The 24704-nt window shown below is 63.7% G+C and carries 19 protein-coding genes; 6 read left to right on the top strand and 13 right to left on the bottom strand.

Annotation, left to right across the window (positions count from 1 at the left end; translation table 11 throughout):
• Nucleotides 1–39 precede the first annotated feature (39 nt).
• From HL666_RS04690 to HL666_RS04630, 13 genes are all read right to left on the bottom strand, one after another.
• Nucleotides 40–927: a TauD/TfdA family dioxygenase gene (locus HL666_RS04690; RefSeq protein WP_246741451.1), complete on the bottom strand. Its 888-nt coding sequence runs from the start codon at nt 925–927 to the stop codon at nt 40–42.
• Between the two features lie 158 nt (nt 928–1085).
• Nucleotides 1086–1814, bottom strand: a complete 729-nt coding sequence (locus HL666_RS04685; RefSeq protein ID WP_172180131.1) for a thioesterase II family protein — start codon at nt 1812–1814, stop codon at nt 1086–1088.
• Between the two features lie 20 nt (nt 1815–1834).
• On the bottom strand, nt 1835–2065 hold the full coding sequence (locus HL666_RS04680) for an MbtH family protein (RefSeq protein ID WP_172110619.1): 231 nt from the start codon (nt 2063–2065) through the stop codon (nt 1835–1837).
• A 295-nt stretch (nt 2066–2360) separates the two neighbouring features.
• Nucleotides 2361–4691: a TonB-dependent receptor gene (locus tag HL666_RS04675; protein WP_172180210.1), complete on the bottom strand. Its 2331-nt coding sequence runs from the start codon at nt 4689–4691 to the stop codon at nt 2361–2363.
• 584 nt (nt 4692–5275) lie between these two features.
• Complete coding sequence (locus tag HL666_RS04670) at nt 5276–5530, bottom strand: hypothetical protein (protein ID WP_172180129.1); 255 nt, start codon at nt 5528–5530, stop codon at nt 5276–5278.
• Nucleotides 5527–6651, bottom strand: coding sequence for a PepSY-associated TM helix domain-containing protein (locus tag HL666_RS04665; RefSeq protein ID WP_172180127.1), 1125 nt, complete (start codon nt 6649–6651; stop codon nt 5527–5529). Before HL666_RS04665 ends, HL666_RS04670 begins: the two co-directional genes overlap by 4 nt.
• A 640-nt stretch (nt 6652–7291) precedes the next feature.
• Nucleotides 7292–7987, bottom strand: a complete 696-nt coding sequence (locus tag HL666_RS04660) for an ABC transporter ATP-binding protein (protein WP_172110622.1) — start codon at nt 7985–7987, stop codon at nt 7292–7294.
• Nucleotides 7987–8736, bottom strand: coding sequence for an ABC transporter ATP-binding protein (locus HL666_RS04655; protein ID WP_172180125.1), 750 nt, complete (start codon nt 8734–8736; stop codon nt 7987–7989). The genes HL666_RS04660 and HL666_RS04655 overlap by 1 nt, the downstream gene beginning before the upstream one ends.
• The gene (locus HL666_RS04650; protein ID WP_172180123.1) at nt 8733–10025 is read right to left on the bottom strand and encodes a branched-chain amino acid ABC transporter permease; all 1293 of its coding nucleotides are present in this window, start codon (nt 10023–10025) and stop codon (nt 8733–8735) included. The genes HL666_RS04655 and HL666_RS04650 overlap by 4 nt, the downstream gene beginning before the upstream one ends.
• On the bottom strand, nt 10022–10969 hold the full coding sequence (locus tag HL666_RS04645) for a branched-chain amino acid ABC transporter permease (protein WP_172133262.1): 948 nt from the start codon (nt 10967–10969) through the stop codon (nt 10022–10024). Before HL666_RS04645 ends, HL666_RS04650 begins: the two co-directional genes overlap by 4 nt.
• A 115-nt stretch (nt 10970–11084) precedes the next feature.
• Entirely contained in the window at nt 11085–12317 is a 1233-nt protein-coding gene (locus tag HL666_RS04640) for a branched-chain amino acid ABC transporter substrate-binding protein (RefSeq protein ID WP_172133263.1), read from the bottom strand.
• Between the two features lie 237 nt (nt 12318–12554).
• Nucleotides 12555–13826 (bottom strand): serine hydrolase domain-containing protein, encoded by a 1272-nt coding sequence (locus HL666_RS04635; protein WP_172180121.1) that lies wholly within the window; start codon nt 13824–13826, stop codon nt 12555–12557.
• Nucleotides 13827–13931: 105 nt separating this feature from the next.
• A complete protein-coding gene (locus HL666_RS04630; protein WP_172180119.1) occupies nt 13932–15152 on the bottom strand; it encodes an ABC transporter substrate-binding protein in 1221 nt (406 codons plus the stop codon).
• A gap of 270 nt (nt 15153–15422) precedes the next feature.
• On the opposite strand from HL666_RS04630, the gene HL666_RS04625 reads away from it, so the two are divergent.
• From HL666_RS04625 to HL666_RS04600, 6 genes are all read left to right on the top strand, one after another.
• Nucleotides 15423–16115, top strand: a complete 693-nt coding sequence (locus tag HL666_RS04625) for a TetR/AcrR family transcriptional regulator (RefSeq protein WP_172110629.1) — start codon at nt 15423–15425, stop codon at nt 16113–16115.
• A 50-nt stretch (nt 16116–16165) separates the two neighbouring features.
• A complete protein-coding gene (locus tag HL666_RS04620) occupies nt 16166–18211 on the top strand; it encodes an acetoacetate--CoA ligase (protein ID WP_172180117.1) in 2046 nt (681 codons plus the stop codon).
• A gap of 484 nt (nt 18212–18695) precedes the next feature.
• Nucleotides 18696–20195 (top strand): AfsR/SARP family transcriptional regulator, encoded by a 1500-nt coding sequence (locus tag HL666_RS04615; RefSeq protein ID WP_172180116.1) that lies wholly within the window; start codon nt 18696–18698, stop codon nt 20193–20195.
• A 187-nt stretch (nt 20196–20382) separates the two neighbouring features.
• Nucleotides 20383–21639: a cytochrome P450 gene (locus HL666_RS04610; RefSeq protein ID WP_172133268.1), complete on the top strand. Its 1257-nt coding sequence runs from the start codon at nt 20383–20385 to the stop codon at nt 21637–21639.
• A gap of 84 nt (nt 21640–21723) precedes the next feature.
• The gene (locus tag HL666_RS04605; RefSeq protein WP_172133269.1) at nt 21724–22803 is read left to right on the top strand and encodes a PEP/pyruvate-binding domain-containing protein; all 1080 of its coding nucleotides are present in this window, start codon (nt 21724–21726) and stop codon (nt 22801–22803) included.
• A 41-nt stretch (nt 22804–22844) separates the two neighbouring features.
• Entirely contained in the window at nt 22845–24653 is a 1809-nt protein-coding gene (locus HL666_RS04600) for a PEP-utilizing enzyme (RefSeq protein WP_172133270.1), read from the top strand.
• Nucleotides 24654–24704: the final 51 nt, after the last annotated feature.

The raw sequence follows: 24704 nt of genomic DNA, 5'->3' as shown, positions 1-24704 counted from the left end.
CAGCGTGGCGTTCAATCAAGAGGGTCGGCGGGCGCCGGCTCAATGCAGTCCATGGGCTTGCGCCATCGCGACGATCACCCGGCGGGGCCCCTTGAATGGCTCCCGCGCGTGCGCCGTCAGCATGTTGTCGAGCATCACGACGTCGCCGGCCTGCCAGGGGAAGACGATCTTGTGCCGGTCGAGCACGCCGCGCACCGTGGTCAGCGTCTCGTCGTCGATCGGCGAGCCATCGCCATAGAAGGCGTTGCGCGGCAGCTCCAGGGGGTCGCCGACGATGTCGAGCAGGCTTTCGCGCACATCCGGTGCGAGGCTGGAGACATGGAACAGGTGCGCCTGGTTGAACCATACGACATCGCCGGTGACGGGGTGCACCGCGGTGCCCTGGCAGACCTGGCGCGTGCGCAGTTCGTCGCCATCCTTCCATTCGCAGACGATCGAATGAGCCGCACAATAGGCTTCGACCTCTGCCTTCGAGTCGGTGCCGAACACCTGCCGCCAGTCGACGTCGAGACCGGCGCCATAGTTGCGGACGTACATCACGCCCTTCTCGGCAAACCGATTGCGTATGGCCGCGGGCATGTCGCGGTGAATGAGCCTGCTGTCGGCGATCGGCGTTTCGCCGCCCTGCTGAGCGGGCTGCTGGCAATAGAACCAGATCTTCATCGGCCAATCGCGCGTATAGGCCTGCTCGTTGTGCAGCGGGATGCTCTGGTGCGGCGGGTATTCGGTCGACGTGTAGACGCCCGAGCTGACCTGCGATCGCGGCGTCGAGCCGAACTCGTAGGCGAGCAGCGGATGCCCGAAGCTGGCGGCAAAGCTCCTGAAAGCCTCGGCGCCATCGAGATGAAAATCGCGAAACAGAATGCCGCCGCAGCCGTAGAGCTGACGCTCGATCATCTCGTGCACCTCGCTGACGGCTTCGGACAACGGCTGGCGCTCGCGACCCGCCCGCAGAAGGAACGGCAGCGACTCTGAATCTATTTTAGGTTGCATCTTGAACATGATGTCTCCCTATTCTCTCGAGTTCGGCGTCGGATCGTCGACCCCGCCGATTCCCGACGGGTTTTGCACTCAGTGCGCTTGGATCACGGCCCGGCGGAGGTGACGGCAAGTTGCGGCTCCATCTGCCGAGCCAGCAATGTCGTGATGCGGTTCAACAGCGCCACCTGCTGCGAGTGGATGAAGAAATGGTCTCCCGGCAAAATGTCGAGCCCAAACGCGGCCGAGGTCTCGTTACGCCACGCCTTCAACGCCTTGAGATCCGTTTCATCCAGTTCCCCGCCAAAGGCATGAATCGGACAGGGCAACGCCTGACGATGCCGGTCGACATAGTTGCCGCACATCAGGAAATCGGCGCGCAAAATCGGCAAGGCGCTGCGCATGATCTCCATGTCTTCGAGCGCCTCCATCGGCGTGCCCTTCAGCCTCAGAAGCTCGTCTCGCAGGGCATCGTCACTCAACGGCCTCCGCCACCGCTGGCCATCCCGCATCGTCGGCGCCTCCGTTCCGGACACGAACAACATTTGTGGCGCGGGTGCGCCGTGTGCGAGCAGCCTGTGCGCCATCTCGAAGGCGATCAGGCCACCGAGACTGTGGCCGAACATGGCGTAGGGCGCAGCGAACGGCTTCTCGTTCAGCTCAGCCGCAAGTTGATCGGCCAGCGCGGACGGGTCCGTGTGCAAGCGCTCGTCCATCCGCACACCGCGCCCGGGCAGTTCCAACGGGACCACATCGATCCACGACGGAAGACGTCGCTTCCAGCGCGCATAGATCATGGCGCTGCCTCCCGCATAGGGCAAACAGATGAGCCGCATCGTGGCCGGTCTCCGCTGCGTCAAGATTCGGACACCGCGGGCGAGCCGCCTTCCATGAACTTGCGAAGCGAAAGCGGCCGCATGTCGGTCCATACCTGCTCGATATGGTCCAGGCACTCCTTCTTGCTTCCGGTCACGCCGACGGCTGTCCACCCGTTCGGGACCTCCTTGAACGTCGGCCAGATCGAATATTGCTCTTCGTGATTGATGACGACCGTGAAGGTGACGTCGTCTCTGTCGAAGACCATCATGTCCGGCTACTCCCAACTAACAAGCTACGTTGCTGAACTACGAGTAATGCAGTTGCGAATGACAGTCAAAGTGATACCGCTGATCGAAGTTTTTAATCTCTCCAAGGTGACCTACGGCCAACGTTTCAACATCAGGGTGCATTCGATGAAATGCGACTATTCTCCGATCGCCCGTCCCAAATATGCATCGATATGCGCGCGGCCCTATGCGCGATAGGCAGATGCCGACGAGTGGAAATGGAAGACCGCCGCACACACTTTGCGCGACGGCCCCATCGCGAGAATCGTCCGCCGCTCAGAAGTTGAACGTCGTCGAGACCAGATAGGTACGCGGCGCGCCCAGGGTGATCACACCGCTATAGGCGGACGCCCAGTACGCCTTATTGAAGACGTTCTCGACGCTGGCTCGCACCACGATCGGCTTTCCGTTCCATGGCGAGGTGAACGTGTAGCGTGCCCCGAGATCGACGCGCGTCCAGTCCGGCAGCGAGAGCGTATTGGAGGCGTTGACATACTGCGCTCCAGTATAGACGAACCGCCCGGTCAGGGTCAGATCCCGCACGAACGGAGTATCCCATTCGGCACCAATATTCGCAGTGAGCTCGGGCACACCGATCGCGCGCTTGCCGTCAGTCGTCCCACCCTGCGTCTTCTCCTGAACGCCATGCGTATAGGCGACGCCGCCCAGCAACCGCAGCGTCGGCGTGACCTCGCCGAACACGTTGAACTCGGCCCCGGTGTTGCGTTGCAGGCCGTTGAGTACCTGAGTGGGCAACGCGACCCCTGCGGTCGAGACGCTAATGATGCTCGGCCGCGAGATATCGAACGCACTCAGCGTCGTGGTGATCCGGCCGAAATCGACCTTGATGCCTGCCTCAACCTGCTTGGTCTGCCCGGGAGGGAATACCGTACCCACATTGCTGAAATTGCCCGTGACGACGGCCGGAGTCTGCAACCCCTCGATATAGTTGGCGTAGAGCGAGACCTGCTGGACCGGCTTGATCACGAGCGCATACGCCGGCGTCCACACCGACGTGTCCGCGAAAGGCCGGCTCGAAGCTGGCGCAAAATAGTTCGTTATCTCGGTCCCCGCGGTCTGCCGGCGCGCACCAACGGTCAGCTGGATCCGCTTGTCGAGAATTGACATCGTGTCGGAGACACCGACGCTCCAGAGATTCGCGCCGACGATCTGGTTGGCGGCCAGCGTGGACGAGAATCCAGGCAGCGCGATGTTGGACGGATCGCGATAGAGATTCCAGGGGGTCGACGCCGACAACGTGCCGGTGACCACACGCTGGGTGTAGGTGCGATCGGTGACGGAGTAGCCGACATTGATGGCGTGGTTGACCGGCCCCGTGTCGGCGGTCAGCCGGAGTCCTGCCTCACCAGCATACGTCTTATAGGTCTCGCTTCCCGTCAACGGCGTTCCGGTTAAGCTGCCATTGTTCCCAAGAATCGGCGACGTATAGCGATAGTTGATATTGCTGTCGTGATAGCCAAATCCAGCGTAAGCCGTGATGTGCTCATTGAGATCCACCTCGCCTTTGATGGTCGAGAAGAAATCCGTCGGCGCATAATATGCCCACGGCATCTGGAAGTTGGTTCCGGATGACGGCGGCGCCGCAATACTGGTGGTGGTCGCGCCGACCGAAAAGAATCGCAGCGGCGGATTCAGCTTGTCCGCCTGATAGCCGATATCGGCATCGATGCGGACATTCTCGCCATGATAGTCGACGGCGAGATGCGCGTTGCCGAACTCGTCGGTCTGCCGGTCCCACGGCGTGTTGCCGTTCGAATACTTGCTGTTCAGCCGTACACCCCACTCCTTGTGTTCGCCATAACGACGGCTGACGTCGACCTGCTCGCCGAACTGCGTTCTGGATGCGTAGGTCGTCGTCAGCTGCGTGATGTCGGTTTCGGGCGCGTGCTTGGTCACGAGATTGACGCTGCCGCCGACTGCACCACCGCTCGACGCACCGGTGCCGCCGACCGTCATGCCGTTGAGCAAGGCCGCAGGCCCCTTCAGCAGCTCGACTCGTTCGATGAAATTGGCGCCCGTCGAATAATACGGCGCGATGCCGGCAAGGCCGTTGAGAGCGTAATCTCCGCTGTCGTAGTAGAAGCCCCGGATGAACAGACTGTCGGCACCGCCGCCGGCGGCCTGAATCGTGCGCACCGAGGGGTCATTGATCAGCACGTCGCGGATGGTGCGGGCCTGCTGGTTCTGGATCAACTGTGAGGTAAAGCTGGTCTGGTTGAAGGGCGTGTCCATCACGCCGCGATTGCCGAGCAGCCCGAGCCCGCCGCCGCTCGCAACCTGGCCGCCGGCATAGGGTGACGGCGGCGCGCCGATCGTGCCTGTCGACGGCGTCACATAGGGAACGGGAGCCCTGGGGGGGAGATTTCGCGTTGCCACCCTGCGCTGCGCGTTCCGCGTCGATGTCGCCTGGGTTCTTTGAACGGTCTGCCGCGCCTTCGGCTTGGGCGCATCGACCGTCACGTCGGGAAGCTTGGTCTGCGCGAACGCCTGTTGGACGCCCCAGACATTCAGCGTGAGCGCCAACGAGCTCACAAGACCCAATGAAATCGTAAACCCGACGTCTCTATCCTTCACGCGACAAATCATTCTGACACCCCGATCATTCCAAGTTCCAACTTGGTCCGTCGGCGCTCCTAACACACAGGTATTCGAGGATGGCGTCGCTGCACGTAGAACTCGTCTAACGAGCGGCAGCTTCGTCGACGATCGCGATTCAAGGGCTTGTCGTTGCAGCAGGATTTTTTGCGCGCAGCTTTTTCGAAGCCTTCCAAAGAAGCGCGCGGCTCTCGCACTTCACTGCGAGCTACGCACTCGCTTTGGAGCAAAACGGCACGTGTTAAGCGTCACGCGTGAGACGAGGAGGTCGTTCCCACGTCGGCGCCGGCCATGCGGCCGCGTCTTTACTAATCAGTGCATCTCTTTGATTCAAGAAATCTGCGAAATTGCCGCAACTCTGCCGCATCTGATTCAGATGCGCAACCGCTGACGCGCCTGTTTGTGTCCGATTGTTTCAAGCGCGGGGATCAGCTCTACGTGGCTCGTGCGTTGGCGGACTATGGGCTGAATGCAGCGGACGCGCGACAGCGAGCGTCTCGAGCGAGGTCAGATCGACGCGATCTGATCTTGTCGACGTCACGATGTCAGAATGGGACCAGTCGGCAAGACGCTCTCTACGCGTCGACCTGCACGTCCTGAGAGCCTGGTTGAGAGCCGAAATTCCATCCTGCGCTGTAGATCAGCGACAGCAGGATTGGAACCGATAGTCCGAGCCAGCACAGGCCGTCCCACATGCCGTCGCCGAACAAGCCGAAGACCAGGCCGGCTGCGGCGACGATGCCGACCAGCAACGGCGCGCGAAACACCTGCCATGTCGACAGCTGCGCCATGCGGGCCGACGGCGCTGAGGTTGATGCGGACGAGCTCATGGCGACGCCGTCACCGGCGCGGCAACGACGCTCGCGAGCCGGCGCTTGCTGCCCCATCGCTTCGCAGCCCAGAGATAGAGACCGCTACAGAGCACGATGATGGTAATCACGTCGAGCAGCGCCCAGATGATCTTCAGCGGCAGTCCGCCATAGTCGCCAAAATGCAGCGGCCGCGACACTTGAAGCGCGCGCAGATACCAGGCCAGCTGCGGCGCCACCATCTTGGCGCTGTCCCGCGCGTCGACCATCACAGGCGTGAACATGCGCGCCGTGAATGGCGTCCTGCCCTTCGTCCAGACGATCACATGCTGCGGGCTGCCGAACCGCGCGGTCGTCGGCATGGTCACGGATGCTACCAGCCGGTCAGGAAACGCCGTGCGGACCGCGTCGACCGCAGCCTCAACGGATGCGGCCTCGGCAAGCGGTTTGCCCTGGTAGGGAGCGAGCAGCGCCGGCATGGTCTGAGCCCGCCAGAGATCGAACAGCGGCACCGCGAGCGTGTTAATGGTGCCGGTCACGCCGACCGCAAGCGTCCAGCTCACCGTGACGATCCCGAGCAGATTGTGCATGTCGAGCCATTTGAGGCGTGTCGAGCGATCCCGTACCGTTCCAAATTGCAGACGCCGCATGAACGGCCAATAGACCACGACGCCCGAGACGATGGACACGGCGAACACCAATCCCATCAGACCGAGAAAGAGCTCACCGGGCAGGCCCGTGAACATATCCCTGTGCATGCGCAGGATGATATCCATGACGTCCTGTCGCGGCGGCTCCTCGCCGAGGACGACACCGGTGCGGGTATCGACGGTCAGCCGATGAAACTGGCCCGGCACCGGGATGGCAGTCGGCGACATCGCGACGACGACGAGCGGCTCGGTTTCCTTCACGGCCACGAACATGACGTACTGCTCGGGCAATTGCTGCCTGGCCGAGGCGATCAGGCGATCGAGCGGCAGAACGGGAGTGCCCGGCGGCATCGCGGGCGCGGAAATCTCGTCCTCGAGATAGTGGCTGATCTCGTCATGGAAGATCAGCGGAAGTCCCGTCAGACACAGCATCAGCAGAAAGATCATGCTGATCAGCGACGTCCACGTGTGAACCTGAATCCACAGCCGCATTGCGCTCGAACCTACCTTGCTTCACCACCCACAGCGCCCGGCGCCCAACAGCGCCAGACATTTGCATCGAATCTCGGCATCGCGACCACCTGCATCTGGGACGCTGGCGGGAGGGATCGACCACGATCGAAATCCGACAATCCGGAAACCTGCAGACGACCGAAAGCGCGCGCACGACCAGCGCTCGACGCTCATCCCACTCCGCGCGCCAATGACGAGTCCGGCAGCTGTCAAAACGACGAGGACTTCGTCGCTCAAGACAATCGAGAGCCGGTATCATGCTGATCACGCCGTGATGCATCAATCGAATTCGACGGCGATGCCGCTGGAATCGCTTTAAGGTAGCGCATGAAATGTGGCTTGCCCGACCGCTCCCCCTCCCGCACGTCGGGCATCGCGTGGTCGAAGTCGGGCGGAATTCCGGACGCGGCGTCGCGCACCGCAACGCGCGATCGGCAACAATCCCCCTATTTTGCTGCATAACCGCGCTGGCGCAACCAGCCCGCCACCGTGATCAGAGGCGCAGAACTCTCGTCATCGGTGGTCCAAATTTCGGTCTCACTGCAAAAACCTACTCGGACTCACAATGCTGCTGGATGACACTTCTGTGGCAGGTGACCGTCCCCAAACTCTGCGACCGTCAGACTTCGAGCCACTCCTGGCGCACCGCGGTGTCGGCCTTGAGCTGGTCCGGTGTTCCCTCGAACACGACGCGGCCGTGACCCATCACGTAGACGCGCTTGGAGATGCGCATCGCAATCGAGAGCTTCTGCTCGACCAGCAGGATCGCGACGCCGGCCACCGCGATCCGCGCGATCAGATCGCCGACCTGCTGCACGATCAGCGGCGCCAGGCCTTCGGTTGGCTCATCGATCATGATCAGGTCGGGATCGCCCATCAAGGTCCGGCAGGTGGTGAGCATCTGCTTCTCGCCGCCCGACAAGACGCCGGCGGGCGTATCGGCGCGCGCGGCGAGATTGGGAAACATGTCGAGCATGTCCTGAAGGCGCCACTTGCCCGGCCGCCTGATATCCTTGATGCCGAGCACGAGGTTTTGCCGAACGGTCAGGCTCGGGAAGATGTCGCGATGCTCGGGCACGTAGCCGAGCCCGAGCCGGGCGATCTTGTAGCTCGGCAAGCCGGCAATGTCCCTGCCCTTGAAGCGGATCGTCCCGTGAGGACTGACCTCGCCCATGATCGCCTTCACGGTGGTCGAGCGTCCGACGCCGTTGCGGCCAAGCAGGCTCACCACTTCGCCCGCGGCGACGTCGAGATCGACGCCTTGGAGAATGTGGCTCTTGCCGTAATAGGCGTGGAGGTTTCTGACTTCGAGCATCAGTGGGCCTCCTCGCCGAGATAGGCTTCCCTCACCTTCGGATCACGGCGGATCTCCTCCGGCGTGCCCGACGCGATGATGTGGCCGTAGACCAGGACCGAGATGCGATCGGCGAGGCCGAACACCACGCTCATGTCGTGCTCGACGATCACCAGCGTCCGCCCCTCGGTGAGCCGCCGGATCAAGGCCACGGCGCGCTCCGTTTCCGCGTTGCTCATGCCGGCAGTCGGCTCGTCGAGCATCACCACCGTCGCGCCGCTGGCGATGGTGACGCCGATCTCGAGTTCGCGCTGCTCGGCATAGGTCAAGAGTCCCGCGGGAACGTCACGCCGATGGGTGAGATGGATGTCGTCGAGGATCTCCGCGGTCCGCTCGCGCACCTCCGGCAGACTGTCCACGTTCTTCCAGAACGCGTAGCGATGCCCGGTCGCCCACAGCACGGCACACCGGACGTTCTCCCACACCGTCATGCGGGAAAACACGTTGGTGACCTGGAACGAGCGCGACAGGCCGCGGCGGTTGATCTCGAACGGCCGCAGGCCCGAGATGACCGCGCCGTTCAATCGCACCTCGCCCGAACTCGGCCGGATGTGGCCGCTGATCAGGTTGAACGTGGTGGACTTGCCGGCACCGTTCGGACCGATGATGGCGTGGCGCTCACCCTTGGCGACGCTGAGATTGAGGTCGCGGATGACGCTGACATTGCCGAAGCGCTTCTCGACGGCGCGGACTTCGATGGCGGCGGTCATGCCAAATACCCCCGGTCACGCGCCACAGTGGCGGCCCTGTCCCAGGCTTCGGCGATCCGCTGCCAGGTCGACCGTGCGATGAAGAAGCCACCGACCACCAGGACTGCGGCGACAGCCCACGTCACCGGAGATTGCGGATTGAACGCCACACCGAATAGGTTGATCGCGTCGCCGCCGGAGTAGCGCGCGACCGTCTCGATGGTCAGGATGACGCCGCAGGCGAGCGCCGCGGTCGGCACGATGGCCAGGAGATAGGACGGGATCATCATTCCGAATGTCCCGGCCAGGATCAGCGGCCGGTGCATCATCAACAGGCCGGCGATGCCGCCGGGCGAGAACATGACGATGCCGATGAAGATGATGCCGAAATAGAGCTGCCAGACACTGGTGAGGCTCGTCAGGCCGAGTTGGAGATAGGTCACCAGGATGGCGCCGAGGATCGGACCGAAGAAATAGGCCGTCCCGCCGATGAAGGTCGAAAACAGCACGAGGCCCGACTGGATCGCGCCGAGATAGGCGGAATTGGCGATCTCGAAGCTGATCGCGGCGAGACCACCCGCGACGCCTGCGAAGAAGCCGGCAAAACAATACGCGAGATAGCGGACGACGTGCGGATCATAGCCAATGAACTGGACGCGCTCGGGATTGTCGCGAACGGCGTTGCTGATCCGCCCCAGCGGCGTCCGGGTCAGCGCGTACATCGCGATCGCCGACAGCACCAGCCAGAACGCGATGAGGTAATAGACCTGCAGCTGCGGCCCGAAGGTCCAGCCGAACATGCGCGGCAAGGTCGTGCGGTCGGTCGTGATGCCGGCTTCGCCGCCGAACACCGAACGCAGGATCAGCGACGACGACGCCACGAGCTCGCCGATGCCGAGCGAGATCATCGCGAACACCGTGCCGGCGCGCTTGGTCATGACCCAGCCGAGGAGGATGGCGAAGGCGAGCCCGCCCAACCCGCCGAACAGCGGAATGAACGGCAGCGGAAGCGGCCAGCCATGCGCGACCACCGCGTTCATCATATGGCTGGCGGCAAAGCCGCCGAGGCCATAGTGAACTGCGTGGCCGAACGACAGCAGTCCGGTCTGGCCGAGCAGGATGTTGTAAGAGAGCGCGAAGACGATCGCGATCCCGATCAGGCTGAACGAGGTCAGCGATCCGCCCGAGCTGAACAGCAGCGGCAGAATGATCAGCACGGCGATGCCGAGCAGCCAGAGGGCGTAGAAGCGGAGGTGGGAGCCGGCGGGTTTCGCCGACAAGGGCGAGGCCGGGGTCGCTGCTGCCGTCATGATTCACGAGTCCCCATCAGGCCCACCGGACGCACGATCAACACGAGCACCAGCAGCAGGTACGGAACGATCGGCGCGACCTGCGCGATCGTGACGTTCCAGATGTCGGTGAGCACCGATGGCCCGGCGGAGGGATCGAGCGGGCCGAAGGCGCTCGCCAGCGAGCCGTTCAGGGCGACGGCGAAGGTCTGTACCAGGCCGATCACCAGCGAGGCAATGAAGGCGCCCGGCAGCGAGCCGAGGCCGCCGAACACGATGACCACGAACAGGATCGGCCCGAGCGCCGCGGCCATGTCGGACTGCGTCACCAAAGCGGGGCCGGCGATGACGCCGGCGAGACCGGCCAGCGCGCTGCCGACCCCGAACACCACCATGAACACGCGCCCGACATTGTGACCGAGATGGCCCACCATCTGCGGATGTGTCAGCGCCGCCTGCACGATCAAGCCGACACGGGTGCGCTTGAGCACGACCAGCAGCACGACGAAGATGGCGATCGAGACCGACAGCATGAACAGCTTGTAGGCCGGATAGTTGGTCGAGAAGATCGTGAACGCGGGAAAATCCAGCAGCGCCGGGACGCGATAGTCGAGCGGCGTCTTGCCCCAGATCATCGAGACGATTTCCTCGATGGCGAATGCGAGGCCGAAGGTCAGCAGCAGTTCGGCAACGTGGCCATGCTTGTGCGTGTTGCGCAGGCCGTAACGCTCGACGGCCATCCCGATGGCCCCGACCAAAAGCGGCGCCAGCAGCAGCGCCGGCCAGAAGCCCAGCCATCTGGTGAGCTGGAAGCCGAAGAACGCGCCCAGCATGTAGAAGCTGGCATGGGCGAAATTGAGCACCCCCATCATGCTGAAGATGACGGTCAACCCGCTCGACAGCAGGAACAGCAGCATGCCGAACAGCACGCCGTTGAGGGTGGAGATGACGATGAGTTCAAGCACGGCGCACTCGCGAATGTCGGGCTTCGATGCCCTTGCCGTTCATTCCCTGGCCGATCGGCATACGGCCGACAGGCTTCCCGCACGGCGAGGCCGTGTGGGAAGCCGGCGCGGATGGTTACGGCCGCGTCATCTTGCAGGTCGTCGACACCATCGCCTGGGGCGTATCGACCTTCGAGACCAGGTGCCATCCCCAGCCGGTGTTCTCCTCGTCGAACGGCTCGTTCGCCGCAAGCTTGCCGAAGGAGGAGACGTAGATCGGCTGGAAGAACTGGTGGTCATCCTTGCGCATGATGCCGGTGCCGCCGTCCAGCACCTCGAACTTGAGATCCTCGAGCGCGGCGGCGACCTTCACCGGATCGACAGAGTTGGCCTTCTCGGCCGCCGCCTTGAACATGCGCATCTCGTTGACCGCGCGCGGATACCACAGCGACAGGTTGACCTTGGCGCGGAACGCCTTCTCGTAGTCCATCGCCGACTGATTGCCGGAATTGGCGAAGCCTTCGGTCAGCTGGAACACCTGATGATCGAGGCCGGTCTGCTTGATCGCGGTCGGACCGCCGGCGCCGCCCGCGTAATACGTGTACCAGTTGACCTTCAGGCCGGCGTCGGCCGCAGCCTTGAGCAGCAGCGCGATGTCCTGGCCCCAATTGCCGGTGATGACGCTGTCGGCGCCGGAGGCCTTGATCTTGGCGATATAGGGCGAAAAGTCCGTGATCTTCAGGAGCGGATGCAGCTCGTCGCCGACGATCTGGACATCGGCGCGCTTCGCCGCCAGCATCTTGCGCGCGTCGCTGCGGACCGACTGGCCGAACGAATAGTCCTGGTTGATCAGGTACACCTTCTTGATGGACGGGATGTCCTTGATGTAGTTGGTCAGCGCTTCCATCTTGATGTCCGAGCTGGCGTCCCAGCGGAAATGCCAGTAGCTGCACTTCTCGTTGGTCATGCTCGGATCGACGGCGGCATAGTTGAAATACAGCACTTCCTTGCCTGGATTGCGCGTATTGTGCTTGTTGACGAAGTCCTCCAGAGCGAGCCCGACGGACGAACCGTTGCCTTGCGTGATGTAGCGAACGCCGGCGTCGATCGCCTTCTGGGCCTGGACCAGGCTTTCCTGCGGATTGGTCTTGTTGTCGAACGGCACGATCTCGACCTTGCGGCCGAGAATGCCACCCTTGGCGTTGAGCTCGTCAGCCAGATATTGGAAGGTCTTCAGGCCCCCCTCGCCGACGCTGGCGCCGCCGCCGGACAGCGGATCGATATAGCCGATCTTGATGGTGTCCTCGGCCTGCGCGGCATGACCGAGCATCGGAACGATCAGGGCAATGGCCAAAGTTAACTTGCGCATATTTGTTTCCTCACTGGCTGTCGACTTCAGTCGATCGATCGATGCGCATGATTGCGCAATTTGAAAAAGCACTGAGCAGAATAGCGGCCGGAACACAAGCTCAAGGATATCGCGAAGGCGTGTTGCAGTTCCGGCATGCGAAGCAGCAGCTCGCCGCCACGCATGTTTCATCACGCGGAATGTCCGCGTCCACATCGTGGACAAACCTCCTTTCCACCACACGCATGCGCGGCAAGGTCATATCGTGTGTTCCGCCATGTCCGACAGCGCCGCATAGGTTCCACTCTGAAAAATGGGCAGAGCACGGCGCCCAGCAGCGCCGCGCCCGGTGGCGATCGTGGCCGCTACTCCGGCCGAGACCGGCACCTGATGCTGAATCAGATAGACCATGATCAGGTCGTTGACGGGATCGGCCTGCCACCACGTGCCGAAGATGCCCGGCCAGGTCATCGATCCCTGCGCACCACAGGCATAGGGATTGCCGACGGACGTCTCGACAATCGCAAGACCGAGCCCGAATCCGCAAGACTGCCACAGCGGCATGCCGGCGAAAGGGACCTGCCGCTGCAATGCGGTCAGACGGTTGGTCCGCATCAGTTCGATGGTTTCACGCCGCAGCAACCTGACGCCGTTCAACTCCCCTCCTCCGAGCAGCATGCACGCGAACCGATGATAGTCGGGCGCGGACGAGATCAAGCCGCCACCGCCGGGCGTGTAGGCTGGCGGCGCGTCGTACATCTCCGGCTCGACCTTCGCGAGCCGGCCTACCGCCTCGTCATAGTTGTAGAGACTCGCGAGCCGATCGCGCTTGGCGTGCGGCAGCCAGAAATCGGTATCGGCCATGCCGAGCGGACTGAAGATGCGCTCCTGCAGCACCTCCCGGAACGGCTTGCCTTCGACCCGGCCGATCAGGAAGCCGAGCACGTCGGTCGAATGACCGTAGTGGAATCGGTCCCCTGGCTGATACGCCAGCGGCAGCGTGCCGAGCGCGGCGAGCCATTCGTCAGGCGTCGACCGGTTCATTGCGGGATCGCCGAGCGTGCGCTCGTAGGCGAGCTTGAGCGGACCTTCCGAGAAGAACGCGTAGGCGATCCCCGAGCGATGGGTCAGCAGATCTTCGATCGTGATCGCGCGGTCGGCGGGGACGGTGTCGTCGAGCGGGCCGGCAGCGTTGCGCAGCACCCGCACATCGGTCAGCTCCGGAACCCAGCGCGAGATCGGATCCGCCAAGCCGATCCTGCCCTCCTCGACCAGCATCATCGCCGCGACCGAGGTGATCGGCTTGGTCATCGACGCGATCCGGAACAGCGTGTCCGGGCGCATCGGGCTATCGGTTTCGACATCGCGCCAGCCGATGGTCTCGGCGTGAACGACCTCGCCGCCCCGCGACGTCAGCGACACGATACCTGCGAGCTCGCCGCGAGCGACGAACTCGGCGAGCGCCGGACCGATCGCAGCGAGCGCCGCGGGGTCGAAGCCCCGGCGGCGGCAAACGGCTTCACTGGTCATGCGCGGCGCTCCAATGGAGAGAGTTTTGGGATTGGACGTCGGCGCGGCACGGCCGACATCAGGCCCGCAAGCGGCACCCGGCGAAGGTCGGGACCAGGCGATGACTTAGTCCGCCTTGAAGTCGTCGGTCAGGATCGGCCCCGAAATGATCCAGCGCTGACCGTCGAATTTCATCATCTGGAATTGCTTGTTGATGCGGTAGTCATCGGGCGTCGTCGTGATCGACATCCCCGGCAGCCCCAGATCGGGCACGAAGCCCTTGATGTTGGTCGCCTGCTTCATGATGTTGGCACGTGTCAGCTCGTCGCCGCACTGCTTGAGGATCTGGACGAGCAGCGCCGCGGTCGAGTAGCCATAGGTCGCGTAGCCGCTGTTGGCATCCTCGCCCGGCGCGTATTTTGCCATGAACGCCTTGTAGCGCTTCATGCCCTCGTCGTCGGCCCATTGCGGATCGAGCGGATCCTTGCCGTAGGCGACCGAGATGATGTCCTTGGCGTTTTCCGGGCCAGCAGGGACCAGCACTTGACCGACCCCCGTCGCATTGACCTCGAGGATGTGCACCGGCTTCCAGCCGAGCTCGGCGGCTTTCCGGATCGATTGCGCTGCGAATTTCGGCGTCGACATGTTGTAGAACAGGTCGGCACCCGACGCCTTCAGCGTCACCAGCTGCGAGTCGACGGTCGGGTCGGACACCTCGTAGGAGAGTTCCTTGACGATCATGCCCGCCTTGGCGCCGAGCCCGTCCTTCAACCCCTTGACGTAATCTTTGCCCAAATCGTCGTTCTGATAGAGGATGCCGATCTTGGCATTCGGAAAGTTCTCAAGAATGTATTTTGCGTAGATGTGCGCTTCCGACTGGTAGTTCGGGTTGGCGGAGATGGTCCACGGGAAGTTCTTGGGATCGGTGAAGCGGGACGCACCGCTTCCGGCCAGCAGCTGCGGCACGCCCTTGCTGTTGAGATATTTCTGCACAGCGGCATTCGGAGGCGTGCCGATGATCTGGAACGTGGTGAGCACCTCGTCGCTTTCGACCAGCTTGCGCACCTGCTCGACGGTCTTCGGCGGGCTATAGGCGTCGTCATATTGAATCAGGTTGATCTTGCGTCCGTTGACGCCGCCCTGCTCGTTGATCATCCGGATATAGGCCGCCTCCGCCCTGCCGATGGCGCCGAAGGTGGACGCTGGCCCGCTCGAGGGATTGGTCTGACCGATCTTGATCTCGGTATCGGTGGCGCCGACGTCGTATTTCTTTTGTGCGAGCGCCGGGGCTGAAAGGGTCACGCCGAGCATCAGCAGGGCAGCCCCCGTCGACTTGATCCGTGTCATGTGTCCTCCCGTGAGCGGCCGATCGATCGCCAGCCGATTGTTGATGACGTCAGCGCGCGCCGAGGGCGGCAGCTCGGGCTGCCCACCTGCTCGAGGATCACGTCCGTCACGCTGAGAGACCTACCGTCCGGCCGACCTCCGGTCAAGTTCATTCATTTAGCACTAAATGAAATTGTTGGAACGCCGAAGTCCTGCTTGACCGGCAGCGCCCGCCCCCGCATCGTTGAGGCAGCATCGCGCCGCGTGCGCCGATCAGGGACCAGGGAGAGCATGGCACCACAGCCGAAGCCCGAGGGGCGCCGCACGCGCGCGGAACAGCGCGCGACGACGGTGAAGCTGATCCTCGACACCAGCGAGGAGCTGTTCGCGCAGCTCGGCTATTACGGCGTGACGATCAAGGACGTCGCCGACAAGATGGGCATCCATCCCGCGCTGATCCATTATTACTTCGAGGGCAAGAGGGCATTGTTCGATGCCGTGTTCGAACGCCGCATGGAATACGCTGTGACGGTGCGCACGGCCGGGCTGGATGCCTACGAGGCCAAGGTCGGAGATCGTCCGACTGTGGAAGGCGCGTTGCGCGCCTATTATGACGGCGCGTTCGACGTCTACGTCAACGAAGAGGACAATTGGCGGCACTTCGGCCGCATTTTCGCGCAGGTCGCCAACGCGCCGGGATATGGCGTGGAAATGTTGGATGCCTATCTCGATCCGATGGTGCTGCGTCTCATCGGCCTGCTCCAGAAGGCGTTGCCCGACGCCGCGCCCGAGGACCTGTTCTGGAGCTTCCAGTTCACCTCCGGCGCCTACTCGCTGATCCTGTCACGGACCGGCCGCATCGACCGCCTGTCCGGCGGTCTGTGCAAGTCCGACGATTTCGTGGCCGTCCGCGAGCGGTTCGTGACCTTCATGGCCGGAGGCTTCAACGCACTCTACAAGCGGCGGAAGCAAAAATCGAAATGAGCCACCCTGGCGCCTCCTGGCCGTACGATGCAAACAAGCCGGAACGAATGATGACAGCTCCCTACGTCCCGCAAATGGCTCTCTATCGGCAATGGCTGAGGGACAATCGCGGCCTCCACTTCGAGAACTTCGAGGAGATGCGGCAGTGGTCCATCCGCGACCTCGACGGCTTCTGGCGGAGCATCTGGGACTATTTCGACCTGCAGTCGCCGACCGCCTTTTCCTCCGTGCTGGCCAAGCGCACGATGCCGGGAGCCCTCTGGTTTCCAGGCGCTTCGGTCAACTACGCACGGCAGGTGTTTCGCCATGTCGAAGCGGCCGAGGCCACGGGCTTGCCCGCGGTCATCAGCAGTGACGAGGATGGGAAGCTCAGGGAAACATCCTGGCCGGAGCTGCGGCGAAAGGCAGCCGCGCTGGCGCTCCACTTGCGCGAGCAAGGCGTCGCGCCCGGCGACAGGGTCGCCGCCTATCTGCCCAATATTCCGGAAGCCATGATCGCGTTTCTCGCGGCGGCCAGCATCGGCGCGATCTGGAGCGTTTGCGCGCCAGACATGGCCGCGCCTGCCGTGATCGACCGGTTCAAGCAGATCGAGCCCAAGGTGCTGATCGCCTGCGATGCCGTCACTTATGCGGGGCGCCGGCACGATCGGCGCGATGTCGTCGAGGAGTTGCGCCGGTCGTTGCCGACGGTCGGCCACGTCATTCTGCACAGTGACGATGGCGGCACGCCGGTTGGCGGGGACGTCCGTCTGGCTGATATCCTGGCAAGAACCGGCCCGGCCATCGACACCTTCGAGCCGGAATGGCTGCCCTTCGATCATCCGCTCTGGATCGTCTATTCGAGCGGCACCACCGGGCTGCCGAAGCCGATCGTGCATGGTCATGGCGGGATCATCATCGTCACGCTGGCCCTGCTCGGGCTGCACAACGACATCGGCTGCTCCTACCAGCCCAATTCGTTCGGCGAGCGCTATCACTGGTACAGCTCGACCGGCTGGATCATGTGGAACAACCAGGTCGGCGCGCTCCTGAACGGCACCACCTGCTGCATCTTCAACGGCAGTCCGGCGGGGCCGAAGGACAAGCCGGACTGGACCACGCTGTGGCGGTTCGTCGCGAACTCCCGCTCGACGTTCTTCGGAGCCGGCGCGGCATTCTTCGCGAGTTGTGTGAAGGCGGATATCGATTTGGCCGATGCGGGCGATCTGTCGCATCTTCGCTGTCTCGGCTCCACCGGCTCGCCGCTGAGCGCCGATACGCAAGCCTGGTTCGACCAGCGGTTTGCGGAGCTCGCAAAGATCAATGGCAGCCGCGCGCAGGCGCAGATGTGGTGGTCGAACATTTCGGGCGGCACCGACTTCGCCGGCGCCTTCATCTGCGGCAATCGCGAATTACCGCAGGTGCCGGGAACGATGCAGTGCCGCGCGCTCGGCGCGGCCGTCGAGGCGTTCAACGACCAGGGCGAGCCCGTGATCGGCGAGGTCGGAGAGCTCGTCTGCACCGAGCCGATGCCCTCGATGCCGCTCCGGTTCTGGAACGACGCCGGGAATGCGCGCTATCTCTCAAGCTACTTCGACACGTTCAAGACCCGCGACGGCGCGCCGGTCTGGCGGCACGGCGACTGGCTCAAGGTCGATGCGGACGGCTCCTGCATCATCTATGGCCGCAGCGACGCCACCATCAACCGCCACGGCTTGCGCATGGGGACGAGCGAATTGTACTCGGCCATCGAGGCGCTGCCGGAGGTCCTCGATTCGCTGGTGGTCGATCTCGAATATCTCGGCCGCGACAGCTACATGCCGCTGTTCGTGGTGCTGCGCGATGGCGTCGCGCTCGACGCGGAGATGAAGCGGAAGATCAACATGGCGGTCGAAGCCGGCCTGTCGCGACGCTTCGTGCCTGATGAGATCTTTGCAGTGGCCGAGATCCCACGCACGCTGTCCGGCAAGAAGCAGGAGCTCCCGATCAAGAAGCTTCTGCTCGGACAGCCGCTCGACAAGGTCATCAACCGTGACGCGATGGCCAATCCCAGCTGCCTCGACTGGTACATCGCGTTCGCTCACGCTCGATTGCAGAGCGCTTCAGGCGGGGCGTAGCAGCAACTGAGCGGGCCCCCCCGGGGCTCCTCCAGTTCGGGACTGGTATCCCCGGCTCGTTGTAGCGTCAAGCCGGAAGGGGGTCTCCGGCCGCGCGGCGCAAAGGACTAGCTCGCGTCGCGCGCAGCCCATTTGCGACGACGCACATGCGATCGAAGGCAGAAGAAACCAGAGCAAGATCAAAGAAGCCGATCGCCAGCCTGCCGCTCATAACAGTCTGGTTGCAGGTCCGAGAGCCATGCCGCGGAGCATCGCAAGATTCAACGTCTTGCCGCTCCCTCGTCTCACGCCGCGTCCGCACGAGCTGCCTCACGCTCGGCGTCATCCCGGGTCAAAGACCGCAAGGCGCTCGAAAACCACGGAGAGAACCACTTCAAGCTCGTGACGAGTGCTCGCGAAACAGGGCCTTGCATCTTTCCAACGGCCACTCTTAGACTGGCTCCAGTCTGCCGCCTCCGATAGGGGTTGTTGCGGGTGGGTACCGATGGCTGAGAACAGTTGTGTCAACCTCGCCCATTTTGCGACGCAACAAAGACTGCTTTTCGCGGACTTCTTCAAGCATTACGTCGCCGTTGCGCGCCCCTCGCGGATCTTCGTGATTGCGGCGGACGCGAAAGCGATCACGATCGCCGAGCGGCTTGCGAGGCGCGTCAGCAAGATCCGATCCGTCGAGGGCAAGAGCTTCGTCGACATGGCGCTGCTTCGGGTCCCGATCTCGTTCCGTGACGTCGCAGCCCAGATCGAGACGTGGGTCTCGCCAACCCGTGATCACGGCCCCGCCGTGCTCGTCGTTGACATGAGCTGGGGCCTCGAGACCAACTCCGCGACCGCCAATTTCGAGGGCTGGCCGGCGCTTGCGGAGGTGCTCACCCGACAGTCTGTGCTCTCGATCGCCTCGCTCTACAACCGCCGGCTGCTGATCGACGAGCAGTTGCTCGTCGCTCTCCGCGGCCATCCGCAGATCCTCACCAGCGCCGGACTGGTCAGCAACCCACATTGGCTCCCGTCGCGGCTGCAGACACGCGGCGCGCTGCGCGAGCAAGTCGATTTCTGGCTTGGCGCGATCGCGCCGGAGCTGCGGATCGGAACGTCGGCGGCCGCGCTTCATGCCGCCGAGGGCGCCGACCCGATGTGGCTGTTGCGCCGATCGGCGGAGGAGCCTGGCGCGGTTCACCTCGACAGCCGCGACCGCTGGAAGATTCGCTGCTTCGGCCGTCTGCGGATCTATCGCAATGACGGCAGCCAGGTGAACTGGGACCCGCCGGGCGGCGCCACCCGCAAGACCAAGACGCTGTTCGCCTTTCTGCTGCAGAAGGGCGGCCACGGCGCCAGCACCGACGAGCTCGCCGATCTGCTCTGGCCCAACGCCGACGACATCGAGGCGGCGCGCAACCGCCTGTATCACACCGTGCGCTATCTTCGGCTGGCGCTCGGCCAGTCGGACGGACGTGACGGCGGCCGCAACTACGTCCGGCGCGAGGGCTCGCGCTACGTGCTGGTGCCGCCGGAGCGCAGCTGGCTCGACATTTCGACCTTCGAGCAGCTGTGCCGTCAGTCCCAGGGACACATCAAGGCCGGCGCCAGCGACGAGGCGCTGATCTGCCTGCAGGCGGCGGATCGTCTCTACACCGGAGACCTGTTCGAGGACATTCCGGTCGAATATGCCGATGACGGCGAGCGCGACTGGTGCTGGAGCAAGCGCTATTGGCTGCGCGACATGTTCTTCAAGGTGCAGCGCGACGCGGCGCGGATCTATCTCGAACGCAGCGACTACTCGGCCGCGCTCGCGCATTGCCAGAAGGCGCTCGCGATCGATCCGTTGTGCGAGATGGCGCATGCCGAGGCGATGCAGGTGTTCAAGGCGCAAGGACGACGCGAGGCGATCGACCGCCAATTCAAGCTCTACCTCGACTCGCTCAAGCATTTCGACAACCGGCCGAAGAGCGCCTCGCTCCAGGAGCTGCATCGCAAGCTTACGGCTTGAGCCCGCCCACCGGCCACCGATCGAGCAGCGGCCTTCCGGCCGGACCGAGCGCCGCGGCAGCCGCCCCCCAAATTGACGATTTATATCAATTTGTCATAGGGTTACGGACTAAAGAAAACCCAAAGGCCGCCGCCTAGAGTGAGCCCATAACAAAGCCGCCGTCGAGGGCGGCGAATGGGAGGACGACATGCCAGGTTCGGCTGCTCAGCTGGCGCGATGCCCCTATCACGACGCCGCGAAGGACTTCGATCCGTTCGAGATGCGCGATCCGTTCCCGTTCTACGAATGGGCACGCGCCGAGGCGCCGGTCTTCTTCTCTGACGAGCTCAAGTACTACGTCGTCGCGCGCCACGCCGACATCAAGGCCGTGTTCGACGACTGGCGCACTTTCTCCTCGGAGAACGCCCAGGCGCCGCTGCGCCCGATGTGCGAGGAAGGCAAGCGTATCATGCGCGATGGCGGCTTCACCGCCTATTCCGGCCTGTCGGCCCGCGTGCCGCCCGATCACACCCGCATCCGCAAGCTCGTCCAGGGCTGCTTCGGACCCCGCCGGTTCAGGGCGATCGAGCCGGAGATCAAGGCCATCGTCAACCAGGCGATCGATGCCTTCGCCGATCGCGGCCATGCCGACTTCTTCCGCGAGTTCGCCTATGACGTGCCCGCGCTGGTGCTGTTCAAGCTCGTCGGCATTCCCAACATGGACGTGCCGCGCGTGAAGTCCTGGGCGGTGAGCCGCGCTCTCCTGACCTGGGGCGATCTCAGCGACGACGAACAGATCGAGCACGCGCGCAACATGGTGGAATACTGGAACTACTGCCGCGATCTGGTGCGCCAGCGCCACGACGATCCGACCGACGATCTACCGGGCGACCTGGTGCGGCTGCAGAAGGACGGCGCCGAGATCAGCGACGAGGAGATCGCTGGCGTGCTCTACAGCGCGCTGTTCGCCGGCCACGAGACCACGACGACCCTGATGGCCAACGGCATGCGCGAGCTGCTGCAACGGCGTGAGAACTGGGAAGCCATCATCGCCGAGCCGAAGCTCATTGCAAACGCCGTCGAAGAGACGCTGCGCTTCAGCCCGTCTATCGTGGCCTGGCGCCGGCGCGCGCTGAAGGACGCTGAGATCGGCGGCGTGCCGGTGCCGAAGGACTCCAACATCCTGCTGCTGATCGGCTCCGCCAACCGCGACGAAAGCGTGTTCTCGGCGCCGACCCGCTTCGACGTCCGGCGTTCCGACGCGCGGAGCCATCTGGCGTTCGGCTATGGCATCCACACCTGCGTCGGCCAGCAGCTCGCCCGCATCGAGTTCGCCATTGCCTTGGGCGAGCTGACACGTCGTCTTCCGAGCCTGCGACTGACCACGGACCAGACCATCGACTTCGTTCACAACATCTCGTTTCGCGTGCCGACGGCACTTCGGATCGAATGGGATGTCGCCTGATACGGCGCGTCCGTCGCTCGGACGCATGTCACAATCAACAACAAGTCCGGAGCAGATCCGGGCCACAAGGTGGGGAATAGACGCATGGGCGCCAGAGCAGCCGCATCCTTCATCGTGCCGTTCGAAGCCGCACGCGAAGCCGACTTCCCGCGCATCGGCGGCAAATGCGCCAGCCTCGCGCGCATGATCGCGCAAGGGGTGCGCGTGCCCGCGGGCTTTGCGGTCGCGACCGACGCCTATGCCCTGCATCTCCACAGCAACGGGCTCGAGGCGACGATCAGCGAGCGCTTGTCGCGGATCGTGCTCGACGATGTCGACGACGAGGAGAAACTGTCGCACGAGATCCGCCACGCGATCGTCGCCCAGCCGATGCCAGGCGTGGTCGAGCAGGCGATCCGCGAGGCCTATCGCCGGATGTCGCCCGACGGCCAACTGCCGGTCGCGGTGCGCTCCTCGGCGACGGCCGAGGATCTGCCCGATGCCAGCTTCGCCGGCCAGCAGGACACCTATCTCTGGGTGGTCGGCGAGGACGCCGTGGTCGAGAAGGTCAAGGCGTGCTGGGCCAGCCTGTTCAATGCCCGCGCCATCTCCTACCGCGCCGAGAACGGGCTCGGCCAGATCGGCGTGCTGATGTCGGTCGGCGTTCAGAAGATGGTCAATGCCTCCGCGGCCGGCGTGGCGATGACGCTCGATCCGATCAACGGCGACCGCACCAAGATCGTGATCGATTCCGCCTTTGGACTTGGCGAGCCCGTGGTCTCGGGCGAGATCACGCCGGACAATTTCGTGGTCGAGAAGGTGCTGCTGCAGGTGATCAAGCAGCGCATCTCCGAGAAGGATTTCGAGCTGGTCGCCGATCGCGCGGCGCGGCGCACCGTCGAGCGTGTCATCGCACCGGAGCGACGCACCCTGCCCTCTCTGACCAATGCCCAGGTGCTTGCCGTCGCCCGGCTCGCCAAGTCGCTCGAGCGCAGCATGGGCTGCCCGCAGGACGTCGAATGGGCGATCGATGCCGATCTGCCGGAGGACGAAAATCTGGTCGCGCTGCAGAGTCGGCCCGAGACGGTCTGGAGCCAGAAGAAGAAGCAGACGACGGCGGTCTACGAGACCGGCATTGCCGGCGTGCTGGGGACACTGCTCGCTCCGGTCCAGGCCAAGCGCTGAGCATCACGACAACGCGATAGAGACAACGAGGGGAAACGATCATGACGGCGCACGCGAAATTTCCGAGTCCCTATGACCTGAAGACGCCCGCGGGCGCCGAGGGCTGGGAGAAGCTCTATCCCTATTATCTGCAGTTCCAGAACAGCCTGCGCGACAAGGAGGACGGCAAGTTCTGGTTCTGCGATTCACAGCACTGGCCGTCCCCGTTCAAGCCGTTCGATGCCGTCACCGTCGAGTTCGCAGTGAAGTGCCTTGGCCAATACAACACGCGGCACTATCTGATCCCGCCGGCCAACGGCGTCGAATACCGCATCCACAACGGCTATTGCTACATGAGTCCGGTCGCGGTTGCGCCCGAGCTGATCGGCGGCCGCGTGCCGCATTTCATGGAGCGCGCCGGCTACTACTTCCAGAACTGGGATCGCCTGCTGGCCAACTGGGACAAGAAGGTCCGCGCCAACATCGCCGACCTCGAGGCGCTCAGCTTCGAGCCGCTACCCGATGCCGTGCCGCTCGACTGGATCACCGGCGGTGTCGGCCTCGACAACACCTATGCGCTGACCGAGACCTATGATCGCGCGATCCAGCTGCTGTACAAGACCTGGCAGTATCATTTCGAGTTCCTGAATCTCGGCTACGCCGCCTATCTCGACTTCTTCAGCTTCATGAAGGGGCAATTCCCGACCATTCCGGACCAAGCCATCGCCAAGATGGTTCAGGGCGTCGAGGTCGACCTGTTCCGCCCTGATGACGAGCTGAAGAAGCTCGCCAAGCTCGCGGTCAAGCTCGGCGTCACCGAGGCGCTGAAGAGTGGCTCGGTGGACGAGGCCTTGGCTGCAGTCGGGCGTGAATCGAACGGCGCTGAATGGCTGAAGGCCTGGAAGGAGGCGCAGGACCCCTGGTTCAACTTCACCTCGGGCAACGGCTTCTACTCGACCGACAAATACTGGATCGAGCATCTCGACATTCCGCTCGGCTACATCAGGGACTACGTCGTCCGAGTCCAGCGTGGCGAGGAGATCGACCGGCCGACGGAAGCCATCGCGCGCGAGCGCGACCGCATCACCTCCGAATACGCCGAGATGCTCGATGCCGACGCGCGCGCCGCCTTCGAGGGCAAGCTCGGGCTCGCCCGGACCGTGTTCCCCTATGTCGAGAACCACAATTTCTACATAGAACATTGGTCGATGAGCGTGTTCTGGCGCAAGATGCGCGAGCTCGGCGCGATCTTCCGCGATGCCGGCTTCTGGAAGGACGCCGACGACCTGTTCTATCTCAACCGGCAGGAAGTCCGCGACGCCTTGTTCGACTATGGCAATGGCTGGGCGGTCGGCGCCCCGGCAATCGGCCCGACCTACTGGCCGCCGGAGATCGAGCGGCGCAAGACAATCCTCGCGGCGCTGGCGACGACGCCGCCGCAGCCCGCGCTCAACAATCCGCCCGATGTCATCACCGAGCCGTTCACGATCATGCTCTGGGGCATCACCACGGAAAGCATCGGCCGCTGGCTCGATGGCGCCGCGAACACCACCAAACTGTCCGGCATGGCGGCCTCGCCCGGCATCGTCGAGGGGCGCGCCCGCGTGGTGCGCTCGGCCGACGAACTCGGTCAGATCCAGCAGGGCGAAATCCTGGTGGCGCCGGTGACCGCGCCGAGTTGGGCGCCGATCTTCGGCAAGATCAACGCGATCGTCACCGACATCGGCGGCATGATGTCTCACGCCGCGATCGTGTGCCGCGAATATGGCCTGCCCGCCGTCACCGGCACGGGGCGCGCCAGCTCCTCGATCAAGAACGGCCAGATGCTGCGCGTCAACGGCTCGACCGGCGAAGTCACCGTTCTCTCCTGACCCCCGAAACACGGAAGGCCGGCGACGCCGGCCTTCCCCGCAAGATTGGCA

Origin of the sequence: Bradyrhizobium aeschynomenes (assembly GCF_013178945.1) — a bacterium.
GTDB lineage: Bacteria > Pseudomonadota > Alphaproteobacteria > Rhizobiales > Xanthobacteraceae > Bradyrhizobium > Bradyrhizobium aeschynomenes.
Note: the sequence above shows the minus strand (reverse complement) of the source record. Positions and strands in the feature narration are given on the sequence as shown.